The organism is Phenylobacterium deserti, assembly GCF_003254705.1.
In the GTDB taxonomy this organism is placed as follows: Bacteria; Pseudomonadota; Alphaproteobacteria; order Caulobacterales; family Caulobacteraceae; genus Phenylobacterium; species Phenylobacterium deserti.
The window spans coordinates 1,565,755-1,579,673 of the sequence record NZ_QFYR01000001.1; the positions used below are offsets into that span (position 1 = coordinate 1,565,755).

The 13,919-nt window shown below is 68.6% G+C and carries 15 protein-coding genes; 9 read left to right on the plus strand and 6 right to left on the minus strand.

From position 1 onward, the window contains the following. Positions 1–47 precede the first annotated feature (47 nt). Entirely contained in the window at positions 48–1,715 is a 1,668-nt protein-coding gene (locus tag DJ018_RS07915; protein ID WP_111514280.1) for an alkaline phosphatase D family protein, read from the plus strand. Here the strand turns inward: DJ018_RS07915 and hisI are convergent. Further along, complete coding sequence (gene hisI, locus DJ018_RS07920) at positions 1,712–2,107, minus strand: phosphoribosyl-AMP cyclohydrolase (RefSeq protein WP_111514732.1); 396 nt, start codon at positions 2,105–2,107, stop codon at positions 1,712–1,714. The two genes, DJ018_RS07915 and hisI, sit on opposite strands and share 4 nt — an antisense overlap. A gap of 49 nt (positions 2,108–2,156) precedes the next feature. Here hisI and DJ018_RS07925 point away from each other — a divergent pair, with 49 nt between their 5' ends. Next, positions 2,157–3,035 (plus strand): DUF817 domain-containing protein, encoded by an 879-nt coding sequence (locus DJ018_RS07925; RefSeq protein ID WP_111514281.1) that lies wholly within the window; start codon positions 2,157–2,159, stop codon positions 3,033–3,035. Positions 3,036–3,038: 3 nt separating this feature from the next. On the opposite strand, the gene folE is transcribed toward DJ018_RS07925, so the two are convergent. Further along, the gene (gene folE, locus DJ018_RS07930; RefSeq protein ID WP_111514282.1) at positions 3,039–3,665 is read right to left on the minus strand and encodes a GTP cyclohydrolase I FolE; all 627 of its coding nucleotides are present in this window, start codon (positions 3,663–3,665) and stop codon (positions 3,039–3,041) included. Between the two features lie 176 nt (positions 3,666–3,841). Here folE and cysS point away from each other — a divergent pair, with 176 nt between their 5' ends. Beyond that, on the plus strand, positions 3,842–5,293 hold the full coding sequence (gene cysS / locus DJ018_RS07935; protein WP_111514283.1) for a cysteine--tRNA ligase: 1,452 nt from the start codon (positions 3,842–3,844) through the stop codon (positions 5,291–5,293). Beyond that, positions 5,294–5,854: an SRPBCC domain-containing protein gene (locus DJ018_RS07940; protein ID WP_240609478.1), complete on the plus strand. Its 561-nt coding sequence runs from the start codon at positions 5,294–5,296 to the stop codon at positions 5,852–5,854. It begins immediately after the preceding gene. Between the two features lie 3 nt (positions 5,855–5,857). Here the strand turns inward: DJ018_RS07940 and DJ018_RS07945 are convergent, their stop codons facing one another. Further along, positions 5,858–6,391, minus strand: a complete 534-nt coding sequence (locus DJ018_RS07945; RefSeq protein WP_133254241.1) for a hypothetical protein — start codon at positions 6,389–6,391, stop codon at positions 5,858–5,860. Between the two features lie 128 nt (positions 6,392–6,519). Between DJ018_RS07945 and DJ018_RS07950 the strand changes: the two genes are divergently transcribed. Continuing rightward, the gene (locus DJ018_RS07950) at positions 6,520–6,930 is read left to right on the plus strand and encodes a hypothetical protein (RefSeq protein WP_111514285.1); all 411 of its coding nucleotides are present in this window, start codon (positions 6,520–6,522) and stop codon (positions 6,928–6,930) included. A gap of 4 nt (positions 6,931–6,934) precedes the next feature. Here DJ018_RS07950 and DJ018_RS07955 read toward each other — a convergent pair whose 3' ends face one another. After that, positions 6,935–7,543 carry a CAP domain-containing protein gene (locus DJ018_RS07955; protein WP_111514286.1) on the minus strand — a complete coding sequence of 203 codons (609 nt, stop codon included), beginning with the start codon at positions 7,541–7,543 and terminating at the stop codon, positions 6,935–6,937. A gap of 86 nt (positions 7,544–7,629) precedes the next feature. Between DJ018_RS07955 and DJ018_RS07960 the strand changes: the two genes are divergently transcribed. From DJ018_RS07960 to DJ018_RS07975, 4 genes are read left to right on the plus strand one after another with little or no spacing between them, the layout of a single operon-like run. After that, the gene (locus tag DJ018_RS07960) at positions 7,630–8,091 is read left to right on the plus strand and encodes an iron-sulfur cluster assembly scaffold protein (protein WP_111514734.1); all 462 of its coding nucleotides are present in this window, start codon (positions 7,630–7,632) and stop codon (positions 8,089–8,091) included. Between the two features lie 56 nt (positions 8,092–8,147). After that, positions 8,148–8,414 carry a membrane protein insertion efficiency factor YidD gene (gene yidD, locus DJ018_RS07965; RefSeq protein WP_111514287.1) on the plus strand — a complete coding sequence of 89 codons (267 nt, stop codon included), beginning with the start codon at positions 8,148–8,150 and terminating at the stop codon, positions 8,412–8,414. After that, positions 8,411–10,387, plus strand: a complete 1,977-nt coding sequence (gene thrS / locus DJ018_RS07970) for a threonine--tRNA ligase (protein ID WP_111514288.1) — start codon at positions 8,411–8,413, stop codon at positions 10,385–10,387. Before yidD ends, thrS begins: the two co-directional genes overlap by 4 nt. After that, on the plus strand, positions 10,384–11,322 hold the full coding sequence (locus DJ018_RS07975; protein WP_111514289.1) for a glycosyltransferase family 2 protein: 939 nt from the start codon (positions 10,384–10,386) through the stop codon (positions 11,320–11,322). The genes thrS and DJ018_RS07975 overlap by 4 nt, the downstream gene beginning before the upstream one ends. A gap of 5 nt (positions 11,323–11,327) precedes the next feature. Here the strand turns inward: DJ018_RS07975 and DJ018_RS07980 are convergent, their stop codons facing one another. Next, a complete protein-coding gene (locus DJ018_RS07980) occupies positions 11,328–12,227 on the minus strand; it encodes a hydroxymethylglutaryl-CoA lyase (protein WP_111514290.1) in 900 nt (299 codons plus the stop codon). Then, positions 12,224–13,906, minus strand: coding sequence for an ArnT family glycosyltransferase (locus tag DJ018_RS07985; RefSeq protein WP_111514291.1), 1,683 nt, complete (start codon positions 13,904–13,906; stop codon positions 12,224–12,226). The genes DJ018_RS07980 and DJ018_RS07985 overlap by 4 nt, the downstream gene beginning before the upstream one ends. Between the last annotated feature and the right edge of the window lie 13 nt (positions 13,907–13,919).

Here is a 13,919-nt window from a genome sequence, read left to right on the forward strand (position 1 = left end):
CTGTGGTTCAGAGCGGTTCTAAACACAGTGCGCGTCGGGGGCGAGGCATGAAGATCGATCGGCGCAGGGCGCTGGCTCTTCTGGGGCTGGGCGGAGCGGCGGGCTCGCAGGGCGCGCTGGCGGCCAGCCCGGCGACGCTCGCGACCTTCGAACACGGCGTGGCCAGCGGCGATCCCCTGGCCGACCGGCTGGTGATCTGGACCCGGGCGACGCCCGCCCAGGCTGACGCCGGGCGCTTCGACGTGCTCTGGGAGGTCGCAAGCGACACAGACTTTCGGGCCGTGGTGCGGCAGGGGCGAGCGGCCGCGGGACCCGACCGGGACTACACCGTCAAGGTCGACGTCACCGGGTTGAAGCCCGGGGTCGAGTACTTCTACCGCTTCCGGGTCGGGGAGGCGGTCTCGGCTGTCGGCCGTGCGCGCACGCTTCCCCAGGGCGGGATCAAGGACGTGGTGCTGGCGGTAGCGTCCTGCACCCTTTACCCGAACGGCTACTTCAACGCCTATGAAGCGATCGCCGCCCTGCCGCGCGTGGACGCGGTGCTGCACCTGGGCGACTACATCTATGAGTACGGCGGCCCCGGGTCCTATGGAATGGACTCCAAAGTGGCCGGCGAGCGGCCGCACGAACCGCCGCGCGAAGTGGTCAGCCTGACGGACTACCGCCGCCGTCACGCACAGTACAAATCCGATCCCCAGCTGCAGGCGGCTCACGCCCGCGCGCCCTGGATTGTCGCCTGGGACGACCACGAAACGGCCAACGACTCCTGGGTCGGCGGGGCCGAGAACCACAGCACCAAAACCGAAGGCGAATGGGCGGCCCGCAAGGCGGCGGCCCTGAAGGCCTATTACGAGTGGATGCCGATCCGCGAGCCGGGGGCGGGCCAGGATCTGGTCACCGCCAGCGAGCGCAGCTTCCACTTCGGCGATCTCGCCAGCCTGATCATGATTGAGACGCGGCTGGGCGCCCGGGACAAGCAGCTCGACTTCGAGGACGACGCGCCCAAGGTCGACGGCAAGGTCGATCTGGCCGCCTGGCGCGCCAAGATCGCTGATCCCGCACGGCGCATGATGAACGACCGGCAGGAAGCCTGGATCGGTCGTGAGCTGAAGCGCTCGGTGAAGGCCGGCCACGCGTGGCAGGTGATCGGCAACCAGGTGTTGATGGCCCGCATCGCGGTTCCCGATCCCACGCGTCACCTGGCTCCCGAGGTGCTGGCGGCGCAGGACGCTCGAGCGCGACGCCGGATGGATCGGATGGTCCGCGCCAGCCAGAACGGCCTGCCTTGGACGCTCGACAGCTGGGATGGTTATCCCGTCGACCGGGAGCGGCTCTACGGCTTGTTCCGGCAGGCGGGCGCGCGTCCGGTGGTGCTGGCTGGCGATAGTCACTGCTTCTGGACCAACGACCTGCACGACGACGCGGGCCGGCGCGTGGCTTGTGAGTTCGGGACCACCGGCGTCACCAGCCCGAGCGGCGGCGACTACGTGCCGGGTGTCGACCTTGGCAAGATCTATGCGGACGCCAACTCCGAAGTCGTCTGGAACAACCAGTCGTACAAGGGTTTCGTGCTGCTCACCCTGACCCACGAGGGCGCGCGGGCGGAGATGATGGGCGTGTCCACCATCACCGAGAGGTCGTTCACCACCGCCACCCTGGCGACCTTCGAGGTCCGGCCGGAGGGCAGCGGCCTGACGGCGCCGGTGAAGGTCTAGCGGGCGACCAGCCGGCCGCCTTCCACCTTGCGGTAGAAGCACGAGCGCTGGCCGGTGTGGCAGGCGCCGCCGTCACCCTGCGGATGAACCTTGAGCCACACCGCGTCCTGGTCGCAGTCGATGCGCAGCTCGACGACCTGCTGGATCTGGCCGCTGGTGGCGCCCTTGTGCCAGAGCTCGTTGCGAGAACGGCTGAAGTAGTGGGCCTCGCCGGTTTCGATGGTCTTGGCCAAGGCCTCGGCGTTCATCCAGGCGAACATCAGCACTTCGCCCGTGTCCGCATGGGTGGTCACCGCGGCGATCAGGCCGTTGGCGTCGAAGCGGGGCGCAAGAGCGTGCCCGTGCTCCAGCTCGTGCTTGGAAGCGGCGACAGGGAAGGCGGCGTCGGTCATGGCCGCCATATGGCGCCGCCGCCCCCAGCCGCGCTAGCCTGGCCATAGAATGAGTTTGAACGAATGGCTCAAGGGGCGGGTGATCGCCGCCGACGCGTGGGTGCGTCCCTGGGCGGCGAGGAGCCGGCTGCGGGCCGGGCTCTACGAGTTCCTGCTGTTCGGCCTGAAGCAGGCCTGGGCTTGCCTGTTCGGCGGGGCGATGCTGGCGCTGCTGCTGGGCACGCAACTGTTCTGGCCGGAGAGCGCGCCGATCGCCCGCTACGACTTCCTGGTGGTGGGCGCCCTGGCCCTGCAGGTCTTCCTGCTGGCCACCCGGCTGGAGCACAAGGACGAGGCCATCGTGATCTTCGTCTTCCACGTGGTCGGCACGGTGATGGAGGTCTTCAAGACCGCCCAGGGCTCGTGGATCTACCCCGAACCCAGCTTGCTGCGGATCGGCGGGGTGCCGCTGTTCTCCGGCTTCATGTACGCCTGCGTCGGCAGCTACATCGCCCGGATCACCCGCCTGTTCGAGGTGCGCTTCCAGAACTATCCGCCGGTCTGGGGACCCTGGCTGCTGGCGATCCTCGCCTACCTCAACTTCTTCACGCACCACTACCTGCCGGACATCCGGCTGGGGCTCTACGCCTTGTCGGTGCTGCTGTTCTGGCGGACCTGGTTCCAGTTCACGCCGGACCTTACGCCGCGGCGCATGCCCATGCTGATGGGCGCACTACTGGTGTCGCTGTTCATCTGGTTCGCCGAGAACCTCGGCACCTTCGCAAACGCCTGGATCTATCCCAGCCAGAGGCACGGCTGGTCGATGGTGCCGCTCAGCAAGCTGGGCGCCTGGTACCTCTTGATCATGCTGAGCTTCACGCTCGTGACGCTGGTGCATCCGCCCCGACGTCCGGGAGAGGGCGAGCCGACCAACCCGCTCGCCCGCTGAGGCCTACTTGCGGTTCACGAAGTCCAGGAAGCGCTGGCGCAGGGTGGGGTCGGTCTTGAAGACACCAGTGAACTGGGTGGTGATCGTCGAGACGTGACGGTGGTGCACGCCGCGGGTCGTCATGCACTGGTGCGCCGCGTCGATCAGGACGGCGACGCCCGCCGGACGCAGGCTGTCGGTGATGGCGTCGGCGATCTGCTGGGTCATGGTCTCCTGGGTCTGGAGACGGCGGGCGAAGATCTCGACCACCTTAGCCAGCTTGGAGATGCCCACAACGCGATTGGTCGGCATGTAGGCGACGTAGGCCTTGCCGAGGAAGGGCGCCATGTGGTGCTCGCAATGGCTCTCCACCTCGATGTCGCGCAGCATGACGATGTCGTCATAGCCCTGCACATCCTCGAAGGTCCGCGACAGCTCCTTGGCCGGGTCCGCCTGGTAGCCTTCGAACCATTCCGCATAGGCGTCGACCACGCGCTTGGGGGTGTCGAGCACGCCTTCGCGGCGCGGGTCGTCGCCGGCCCAGGCGATCAGGGTGCGGACGGCCTCCATGGCCTCTTCGCGGGTCGGGCGCTGCACCGGCTCCAGGTCGGCGGCGGGGACGAGCTTGCGGGGACGGATGACGGAGTCCATCTGACGGATTGTTCTTTCCGGGGCTGAGTTGCGCCGGGACGAGGGTCCCGGAAATGACGCGTGCCACCCAAGGTCGGCCGGGCCCGCGCCAGTCTCAGCGTGGCTTCCCGTCCGAGCGATCTGTATATGGGCCGAGCGGACAGCCCCGCAACCGTAACGCTACGATAAGCTTGAGCATGAACCTGAGCCTTTACGACACCATGACCCGCACCAAGCGGGCTTTCGTCCCAGCCGACCCCGAGCGGGTGACGATGTATGTCTGCGGGCCCACGGTCTACAACTTCGCCCACATCGGCAATTTCCGGCCGGTGGTGGTCTTCGACGTGCTTTTCCGCGTGCTGCGCCGCCTCTATGGCGAAGACGCGGTGGTGTACGCCGCCAACGTCACGGACGTGGACGACAAGATCAACAAGAAGGCCGCTGACGAGGGCGTGCCGATCTCGACCATCACCAACCGCTACCTCGACGCCTACAACGCCGATGCGCGCGCGCTGGGGGCCCTGCCGCCCAGCCTGCAGCCGCGGGTCACCGAGACCATGGACGCGATCATCGCCATGATCGGCCAGTTGGTGGACAACGGTTCGGCCTATGCGGCCGAAGGCCATGTGCTGTTCGACACCCAGAGCTTCCCCGCCTACGGCAAGCTGTCGGGCCGGCCGATGGACGAGATGATCGCCGGCGCGCGGGTGGATGTGGCTCCGTACAAGCGCCACCCGGCCGACTTCGTGCTGTGGAAGCCGTCCAAGGAGAACGAGCCGGAGTGGGAAAGCCCCTGGGGCTCGGGCCGGCCCGGCTGGCACATCGAGTGCTCGGCCATGATCGAGGAAGCGCTTGGCCTGCCGATCGACATCCACGGCGGCGGCATCGATCTGGTCTTCCCGCACCACGAAAATGAGCTCGCCCAGGGCGTCTGCGCCCACGGCCACGAGCACAAGACCGAGTACGCCCGCTACTGGCTGCACAACGGCTTCCTCAACATGGGCGAGGAGAAGATGAGCAAGAGCGTCGGCAACGTCGCCCTGGCTCACGACCTGCTGGAGTCCTATCCGGGCGAGGCGATCCGCTGGGCCCTACTGGCCGGCCACTACCGTGCGCCGCTGGAGTGGAACGGCGAGCTGATCGGCCAGGCCAAAAACGCGCTGGACCGGCTCTACCAGCTGCTGGTCGACGTCCGCCGTGTGGCCCGCGATCACGACGCCGAGCTGCCCGCGCCGGACAAGGGCGCGGTGGGTCGGGCGCTGGAAGCCTCGGGCTTCCTGCCGGCCCTGCTGGACGACCTGAACACGCCGCAGGCCTTCTCCTCCCTGTTCAGCCTGATGAACCTGGCGCGCTCGGAACTGCTTGCGGGAGAGACCAACTGGCGCCGCGTGGCCGACGCCCAAGCCGCCCTGCTGGAAGCGGCCAACCTGCTGGGCTTCCTGGTCCAGGATCCGGACGATTGGTTCCAGGGCGCGGCGGACGAAGGCCTCAAAGCGCGCATTGAAGACCTGATTGCGGCCCGGGCAGCCGCGCGCACCGCCAAGGATTGGCCCGAAGCCGACCGTATCCGCGCCGAACTTGCGGCGTTGAATGTTGAGGTGATGGATGGACCCGCCGGCGCGACCTGGCGGATCAAGGAACAAGCTTAGATGCCGATCGGACCGACCCCGCAGATGAGAGCCTCCATGTTCGGGCGCATGCCCGTAGGGGGCGACAAGAAGAAGGGCGGCGGCGGCGCGCCCGCCGCCAAAGGCCCCAGCGGCGTGCGGATCGAGCACCGCGTCGGCATCCAGGCGCCGGCCGAGGTGATCTGGGACGTGATCTATGATCTCGAGTCCTGGGACCAGTGGAACCCGCTCTACACCAAGGCCTCGGGCGACATCCGCATTGGCGGCAAGCTCGACCTGACCATGGTTCTGCCCGGACAGGCGCCGCGGCAGATCCAGCCGACGGTGCTGGAGTGGGTGCCGCACGAGCAGCTGCACTGGCGGCTGACCATGCTGAGCGGCTTCATCGTCATGACCCGCTACATCGAGATCGAGGCGCTGGCCGAGGAAAGCTGCATCGTCTCCAATGGCGAGATCATCGGCGGCATGATGGGCGGCTCGCTGGCCAAGCGCACGGGCGGGGCTCTCAACCGCAGCTTCCGCGACATGGGCGAGGCGCTGAAGGCCCGCTCCGAAGAGATCTGGCGCGCCCGCAAGGGCTGAGGCTCAGGCGCGGACCAGGCTCTTCAGGTCCGCATCCGCCAGCAGCCGCCGACCGGCCGAGGGCGCCCACAGCTGGCCCGGCAGGCGCACGTCCTTCAGGTCCATGGCCGCAAGAAGCGTGGCGAAATAGGCGTTGCTGTTGGAGCCGAGCGTGGCGGGCCAGGGGTAACGGATGTTGCGGGCATTGACTGCGGCCTGCAGGGCGGCCGCCGCCTGGAGCTTCGGCTCCACCACCTCGGGCGGGCCGGCGAACAGCTCGCCCTGCGGGAAGCTCTCGTCATAGAAGCCGGTGCGGCCGTGAAAGGTCTCGCCCCAGATGTACTCCTCGGCGAAGGGCACGATCCCGCCGAAGATCCGCAGCTGGGCGCCGGACGGGCCGCGCGCGATGCCATGGAATTCCCGCAGCACCCGCCCGGTCTCGTCCATCAGGGCGACAAAGTTGTGCGCGCCGAAGCGCAGCTCCCTGCGAGCGCCTCTCCACCGCACCGGCAGGCGTATGGCCGGCGTCTGCACCTTCACGAGCCTGAGCGTGCTCATGCGACTGCAGCTGACGGCAGAGGGCGATTGCAATCAGCGATTGACTGACCGCCGATGGGATGTTCTGAATTACACATGTAAACTTCAGGCGGCTCGCGATGCAGATCAGGTTGGGCGAGATTGGTCCTATGATCACCTTAGCCGCTCTTGCGGTTCCGATGATCGGCGTCGCGGTGCTTGTGGCTCGCAGCGGATGGTCGACAGCGGATGCGCGCGTCGATGCGTGGCAAATCGAAGGGCCGGCGTGCGGCCCCGGCTCAAGCCCGGTGGTGGGCGATCCGCGGCGGCCAGCCCGCAGCTTCGAGCTGCAAGGCGTTCGCTTCACCCGCCTGAACGGCAACGTAAGCTGCGTCAGCCTGCCGGTCGGCGGCCGCTTCAGCAAGGCGACGGAACTGGTCTGCCAGTTCAGTTCGCCCGGAATGCTGGAGGTCTCGAAGGACGGTGCGCGTCAGGCCTATGCCCCGGGCTGGGGCCGGCCGGCCACCATCCGAGTGCGGGATGGAGAGCCCTCCTGCGTCGTGGCCGGCTGGTTCCGCTGAGGCTTCAGCGGCCGGAGAAACCCGCGGCGTAGTCGATCACGCACATGGAGCCCCAGACCGCATGGGGGCCGCAGGCCACGCCAGCTGCGTCATAGGCGGGGCCGAACACGTCGCGCCGGTGGCTGCGGCCGCGCACGCCGCTGTCGATGACGAGCTGCAGGACCACGTCGCGACCGCTGCTCTGGCCGTAGGAGATGCCCTCGGCCGCCTGGGTGTAGGCGATCTTCTGGAGGCCCAGACGCTCGCCGAAGCCGCTGGCGGCGGCGCCATGGCCGATCGACCCCGACGGGCCTTGAGCGCGAACGTGGGCGCGGGCGGCGGACGCCAGCCGTCCGTCCGCCGAAAGCGGCGGCAGGGCCGGCTGCCGCTCCAGAAACGCGATCGCTTCGCGGACGGCGGCGGGATCATGCCGGGCCAGCACCGCGACGCCGCCGCGGCCTTCCTGCGCCGCTTCCCGCAGGTGGCGGGCGTAGGCGGCAGGATGGGCCCGGATCGCGTTCAGCTCGGCCAGGACGCTTTGCTCGAGATCGCCAGCCGACGCCGACGACGCCGCAGCGCTCCAGGAAGCGAGCGCGAGCAGGAAAACCCCAAGGCCACGCAGATAACATTTCATGCAATCGGGGTAGCATGTGGAGGTTAAGCCTCCGCTGCGGCGGCCCGTCCCTGGCGCACTCCGCCGCAGGCGACTACATCGGCAGCATGATCGACGACCTTTATTCGGCGCAGTTGCTGAAGCTGGCGGCCAACCTGCCGCGCAGCGGCCGCCTGGCTGCGCCGGACGCCAGCGTCGAGAAGGTGGCCAAGCTGTGCGGCAGCCGGGTGGTGGTCGACGTGTCGCTCGAGGGCGACCGGGTGGCCGACTTCGCCCAGGACGTGAAGGCCTGCGCGCTTGGCCAGGCGGCGGCCTCGATCCTCGGCGCCCACGTGGTCGGCGCCAGCGCGGCGGAGCTCGAACTGGCCCGCGATCAGTTCCGTGCTATGCTCAAGGAGGGCGCGCCTGCGCCTGTTGGACGTTTCGCGGAACTCTCGATGCTTGCGCCGGTCAAGGACTACCCCGCCCGCCACGCCTCGACGCTGCTGGCGTTCGAGGCCGTGACCGAGGCTGTCCGCCAGGCCACAGCCGCCGCCGATACGCGAACTAGCCCCGCCGGCGCGGCTTGATCCCCGGGTAGGCTCGGCGTAAGCGCTGAGCCGAATTCTCCCATCCCGTAGCCGGCATGACTTTCTACGAGAGCTGCGTCAGAGGCGCGCTGCGCGCCTACAAGCTGACGCTTTCGCCGCTGATCGGGCGGCAATGCCGGTTTCTTCCGACGTGCTCGGAATATGCGGCAGGGGCCCTGATCAGCCGTGGCCCAGTGGTGGGAGGCGCCCTCGCCATCCGCCGGCTGTGCCGCTGTCATCCCTGGGGTGGATCGGGATATGACCCGCCACCCCCGCGCAAGGGGAGCGAGCCTCCCGCGCGGAAATGGACGTGTGAGACATGATCGAACTGATTTTCCCCGACGGCTCCAAGCGCGAGTACGCCGAGGGCGTGACCGGCCGGGAAGTCGCCGGCTCCATCGCCAAGTCGCTCGAGAAGAAGGCCGTCCTGGTCAAGCTCGACGGCAAGCTGCTGGACGTGGACCGGCCGCTTGAGCATGGCGGCGCTTTCGAGCTGCTGACCCGCGAAAGCCCCGAAGCGCTGGAGACCATCCGTCACGACGTCAGCCACGTGATGGCGGAAGCCGTGCAGGAGCTGTTCCCCGGCACGCAGGTGACCATCGGCCCGGCGATCGAGGACGGCTTCTACTACGACTTCGCGCGGGAAGAGCCGTTCAGCCTGGACGACCTGGCCAAGATCGAACAGCGCATGAAGGAGATCGTCGACCGCGACGAGCCCATCAAGCGCGAGGAGTGGGATCGCGACGAGGCGATCAAGCACTTCCGGGAGATCGGCGAGGAGTACAAGGCGCAGATCATCGAGAGCATCCCGGCCGGCGAGAAGATCACCGTCTATCGCCAGGGGAACTGGAAGGACCTTTGCCGCGGTCCGCACCTGCCCTCCACCAAGGCGGTGGGCAAGGCCTTCAAGCTGACCAAGCTGGCGGGCGCCTACTGGCGCGGCGACCACCGCAACGCCCAGCTGCAGCGCATCTACGGCACGGCCTGGGCCACCGAGGCGGACCTCGAGGCCTACATCCAGCGGCTTGAGGAAGCCGAGAAGCGCGACCACCGCAAGCTCGGCCGCCAGATGGACCTCTTCCACATGCAGGAAGAGGGCAAGGGCATGGTCTTCTGGCACGAGAAGGGCCTGACCCTCTGGCGCACGGTGGAAAGCTATGTCCGCCGCCGCCTGGAGGAAGCCGGCTACAAGGAAGTGCGCACGCCCCAGGTGCTGGACCGCATCTTCTGGGAAAAGTCCGGCCACTGGGACAAGTACCGGCCGAACATGTTCGTCTGCGAGACGGAGGAGGGCGAGGAGCTTTCCCTGAAGCCGATGAACTGCCCGGGCCACGTGCAGATCTTCAAGTTCGGCCAGAAGTCCTATCGCGACCTGCCGCTGCGCATGGCCGAGTTCGGGGCCTGCCACCGCTATGAGCCGTCCGGCTCGCTGCACGGGCTGATGCGGGTGCGCGCCTTCACCCAGGACGACGCCCACATCTTCTGCCGCGAGGACCAGATCGAGGAGGAGACGGCGAAGTTCATCGAGCTGGCCAACTCGATCCACAGCGACTTCGGGCTGACGCGGGACCACATCGCCCTGGCGACCCGTCCGGAAGTGCGGGCCGGCAGCGACGAGTTCTGGGACAAGGCCGAGGCGCAGATGCTGTCGGCCGCCCGCAAGGCCGGCGTGGAGCCGGTGATCGCGGAAGGCGACGGGGCCTTCTACGCGCCCAAGCTCGACTGGGTGCTGAAGGACTCCATCGGCCGCACCTGGACGTGCGGCACGATCCAGCTCGACTACGTCCTGCCCGAGCGCCTCGGCGCCGAGTACGTGGCGGAAGACGGCTCCAAGCAGCGTCCGGTGATGCTGCACCGGGCGATCTGCGGCTCGCTGGAACGATTCATCGGCGTGCTGATCGAAAATTACGCTGGCGCGTTCCCGCTCTGGCTCGCTCCCGTTCAGGTTGTCGTGGCGACCATCACGTCCGACGCCGACGACTATGCGCGGGAGGTGGCCAAAACCCTTGCGGCGCAGGGCCTGCGTGTGGAAACGGATCTGCGGAACGAAAAAATCAACTACAAGGTGCGCGAACACAGTCTCGCCAAGGTTCCGGTCATTGCTGTGGTCGGTCGCCGCGAGGCGGAGCTGAAGCAGGTTGCGTTGCGTCGCCTAGGGTCTGATCGGCAGGAGGTCCTCGACCTTGCCGCCGCCGCGAACGGGCTTGCCTTGGAGGCGAGTCCGCCTGATGTTGCGCGGCGTGCGCGGGACGGCGGACCGTCGGTCGAAAAGGCCGACGTCATGGAGGCTGGATGAACGGCATCGCCGCACCGATCGTCGCTGTTGAGCCCGCCCGGCTGCCCGACTTCCTGAGACCGCGCCGCAGCGTGTCGGTCGTCATGGTCGTCTACATGACGGGCGAGGCGCTCGAGCAGAGCCTGCAATGCGTGCTCAACGACCCGCTGGTCGACGAGTTCGTCATCGTGGACAACGGCTCGACGCGCGTCGATGCGGCGCGTTTGCGCAACCTGGCCGATCGTGACGAGCGGGTGACCCTGGTCGCGGGCCACGGGAACGTCGGGTTCGCGCGGGGCGCGAATCTCGGCGCCCGGACGGCGCGCGGCGACCTGCTCGTCTTCCTGAACCCCGACGCCTTCCTGCAGCCCGGCTGCATCGCCGAACTGGTTCGCGAGATCGAAGAGCGCCCGGTGCCGACCATCGTCGGCGGCCGGGTGCTGAACTCCGACCGGACCGAGCAGCGCGGCGCCCGTCGCGGCGACATCACTCCGGTGACGGCCCTTCTGTCGCTCAGCCGTCTGGCCCAGCGGGTGCCGGCTCTGCGCCGCTACGAGGTGCACTGGGAAAGCGATGCGCCGCCCGAGCACGTGGCGCCGGTGCCGACCATCTCCGGCGCCTGCTTCTGCATGCGCCGCGAAGACTTCGACCACGTGCAAGGCTTCGACGAGGGCTACTTCCTCCATGTCGAGGATGTGGACCTGTGCTGGCGCGTCCGTCAGGCCGGGGGCCTGGTGCTATTTCATCCCAAGGCCGAGGTGATCCACCTGGGCCACACCAGCCAGACCAGCCCGCTGAGGGTCGAGTTCCACAAGGGCGTCGGGCTGGCCCGCTACTTCCGCAAGCGCTCGCAGAACCTGTCGGAGCGCCTGCTGGCCTGGGCGCTGTCGCCCGTGATCGTCTGCACCGCCATCGCCCGTCCGGTGATGTGGCGGTTCAAGGGACGCGCGGCCTAACCCCCTTAGAACGGGAACGTGCCTGCCCGGCTGACGCTGGCGGCGGGCGGCTTGCCCAGGATCCCCGCCATCCATTGCGCGGTGTCGACCAGGGCGGCCAGATCGTAGCCGGTGGTGAAGCCGGCGCGCTCCAGCATGAACACCAAGTCTTCCGTCCCGATGTTGCCGGTGGCGTTGGGTGCGAACGGACAGCCGCCGAGCCCGCCGCAGCTGGCGTCCAGCACATCGACGCCGGCCTCCACGCTCGCGAAGGCGTTGGCGAGGCCCGTGTTGCGGGTGTCGTGGAAGTGCATGCGCAGGCGTGCATCGGGAGCCGCGTCACGGGCGAGCGCGATCCGCCGGCGGACCGTCCAAGGATCGGCGACGCCGATGGTGTCGGCCAGGGCGATCTCCTCGACCTGCAGGGCGGCGGCGGCCTCGACGACCTTCATGACCTGAGCGTCCGACACTTCGCCGTCGAACGGGTCGCCGAACGCCACGGAGACGGTGACAGTGATCGGCGGGCCGCCGGCTTCGCGCTTCGTGGCGACGATGCCGCGCAGGGCGGCGATCTGCTCGTCCACCGAGGCGGCCTGATTGCGGATGCCGAAACCGTCCGAGGCGCAGACCACCACATTGGCCTCGTCGCAGCCGGCGGCGACACAACGGTCCCAACCCTTCTCGTTCAGCACGAGGCCGATGCGGGAGCGACCGGCCTGAGGGGGCAGGGCGACGGAGATTTCCTCAGCCCCCGCCATCTGCGGCACGCGCCTGGGGTTCACGAAGGAGACGGTCTCGATACGCCGGGCGCCGGCCGCCTCAAGGCGCCGGATGAACTCCAGCTTCTGGTCGACATCCAGGACCTTGGCCTCGTTCTGCAGGCCGTCGCGAGGACCGACTTCGACGATTTCGATGTGGCGGCTCATCGGCGGAGCACCCGGTAGTCGGCGTCACGCGCCTCGTAGACCCGCAGGGTCATGTCGTCACCGTTGGAGTAGTCGAGGCCCTCGATCTCGGCCACCTGCACGGCCTGAACGCCGAGCGCGCGAAGGGCGTCGCGGAAGGCGGCCTCCTCGCGCTGTTCGACGATGGCGGGGCGGTTCTCGGCGATGGCTTCGGCGGCTTCCTTGGCGTCCTTGAGCTCGGTCGGCGTGCCGAGGGCGAAGACCAGGCTCGGCTCGGCGTAGCCGGCCACCGCGACCGGAGCGTCGGCGATCCCCTGGCGAGGCAGCAGCTGTGCGGTTTCCAGGGCCTTCTCCGTGCGCTGGGAGATCCAGAGGTCGCTGAGCCGCGGGGCCAGCCCCGCACTGAGCGCGATGTGTCCGAGCACGCCCAAGCCAATGGCCGCGGCGGTCGCCTCTTGCGGCGCGTTGCGCACCAGCAGGAAGGCGCCGACCAGGCCCGTCGCGGCCAGCAGGCCGCCGGCGATCGCGCCAAAGGTCGCCGCGGCCCCCGCCCCATGCTCGCCCACCAGATAGAAGCAGCCGGCGGCGAGCGCGACGCCCACCAGGGCGCTGAGGACGGCGCCAGTCCAGCGCACGGACTTGTTCAGAGGCGCCGACAAGGCCGCCGCCGCCAGCCAGGCGAGCGCGCCGTAGGCCGGAAGCGGGTAGTGCACCAACTTCGTCGGCATCAGCTCGAACAGCAGGAAGCTCGGCAGAAACCAGGCGATGGCGAACCGCACGCCTGGCTCGCGGCGGCAGGTCCAGGCCACAACCGCCGCCGCAGGCAGCAGAAGGGTCATGGGAAAGGTGAGGATGGGCGCGAGCAGGGTGTGATAGCCGGGCGGCGCGCCATGGGTTTCCTGCCCGCCGGCCAACTTGGGCGCGAGATCGCCGCCGATGGCGGTGGACCAGAAGCCGCCGTCCGTCGCAACGGTCACTGCGCCGGCCCACGGGCCGACGATCGCCGCCACGACGATCAGGCCCCACCACCAGTTCAGCCGCCCCATCCAGCCGGCGCGCCGGTCGAGCAGGGCCAAGCCGATCAGGGTCAGGGCGATCACCAGCGGGCCGACCGGTCCCTTCACCAGCATCGACAGGCCGACGGCCACCCAGAAGATCCAGATGGTGGCCCGCCCCGTCTGTGGCCCGTCGCGGGCGGCGGCGTAGAGCCGGGCGAGGGCGGCCAGCGCGAGCGTCGTCGTGCCGCAAAGGGTCGCGTCGGTCTTGGCGATCATCGCCTCGGTGGACAGAAGCAAGGTGGCGCCGAACAGGGCGCCGGCCACCATGCCGGCTTGGGGGCCGAAGAAGGCCGCCGCGCCCCAGGCGCAAGCCGCCGCCGCCAGCATCGCCATCAGGAGAGACGGAACGCGATAGGCCCAGATCTCCCGCGCCTCGGGGCTGGACAGCAGGGACACGCTGGCCGCCTGCATCCAGTGGATGCCCACGGGCTTCTTGAACCTGGGCTGATCCTGGAAGCGGATCACCACGAAGTCGCGGGTCTCCAGCATCTGGGCCGTGGCCTGGGCGAAGCGCGACTCGTCACGGTCCAGCGGCGGAACCGCCAGCATGCCGGGCAGACCCGCGACGAAGGCGACAAACGCCGCCAGCGCAGGACCGCGCCACCCGCGGCTCCACCGCGCCAATGCACCCTCAAGCGTCATTTGGTCCTGATAG

What these genes read in the sequence shown, in the direction of transcription:
- DJ018_RS07945 (WP_133254241.1), bottom strand. Translation starts at nt 6,391, where the DNA reads ATGAGCACGCTCAGGCTCGTGAAGGTGCAGACGCCGGCCATACGCCTG.
- yidD (WP_111514287.1), top strand. Translation starts at nt 8,148, where the DNA reads ATGACTTTCTACGAGAGCTGCGTCAGAGGCGCGCTGCGCGCCTACAAG.
- DJ018_RS07950 (WP_111514285.1), top strand. Translation starts at nt 6,520, where the DNA reads ATGATCACCTTAGCCGCTCTTGCGGTTCCGATGATCGGCGTCGCGGTG.
- DJ018_RS07940 (WP_240609478.1), top strand. Translation starts at nt 5,294, where the DNA reads ATGCCGATCGGACCGACCCCGCAGATGAGAGCCTCCATGTTCGGGCGC.
- DJ018_RS07925 (WP_111514281.1), top strand. Translation starts at nt 2,157, where the DNA reads ATGAGTTTGAACGAATGGCTCAAGGGGCGGGTGATCGCCGCCGACGCG.
- folE (WP_111514282.1), bottom strand. Translation starts at nt 3,665, where the DNA reads ATGGACTCCGTCATCCGTCCCCGCAAGCTCGTCCCCGCCGCCGACCTG.
- hisI (WP_111514732.1), bottom strand. Translation starts at nt 2,107, where the DNA reads ATGACCGACGCCGCCTTCCCTGTCGCCGCTTCCAAGCACGAGCTGGAG.
- thrS (WP_111514288.1), top strand. Translation starts at nt 8,411, where the DNA reads ATGATCGAACTGATTTTCCCCGACGGCTCCAAGCGCGAGTACGCCGAG.
- DJ018_RS07980 (WP_111514290.1), bottom strand. Translation starts at nt 12,227, where the DNA reads ATGAGCCGCCACATCGAAATCGTCGAAGTCGGTCCTCGCGACGGCCTG.
- DJ018_RS07960 (WP_111514734.1), top strand. Translation starts at nt 7,630, where the DNA reads ATGATCGACGACCTTTATTCGGCGCAGTTGCTGAAGCTGGCGGCCAAC.
- DJ018_RS07985 (WP_111514291.1), bottom strand. Translation starts at nt 13,906, where the DNA reads ATGACGCTTGAGGGTGCATTGGCGCGGTGGAGCCGCGGGTGGCGCGGT.
- cysS (WP_111514283.1), top strand. Translation starts at nt 3,842, where the DNA reads ATGAACCTGAGCCTTTACGACACCATGACCCGCACCAAGCGGGCTTTC.
- DJ018_RS07915 (WP_111514280.1), top strand. Translation starts at nt 48, where the DNA reads ATGAAGATCGATCGGCGCAGGGCGCTGGCTCTTCTGGGGCTGGGCGGA.
- DJ018_RS07975 (WP_111514289.1), top strand. Translation starts at nt 10,384, where the DNA reads ATGAACGGCATCGCCGCACCGATCGTCGCTGTTGAGCCCGCCCGGCTG.
- DJ018_RS07955 (WP_111514286.1), bottom strand. Translation starts at nt 7,543, where the DNA reads ATGAAATGTTATCTGCGTGGCCTTGGGGTTTTCCTGCTCGCGCTCGCT.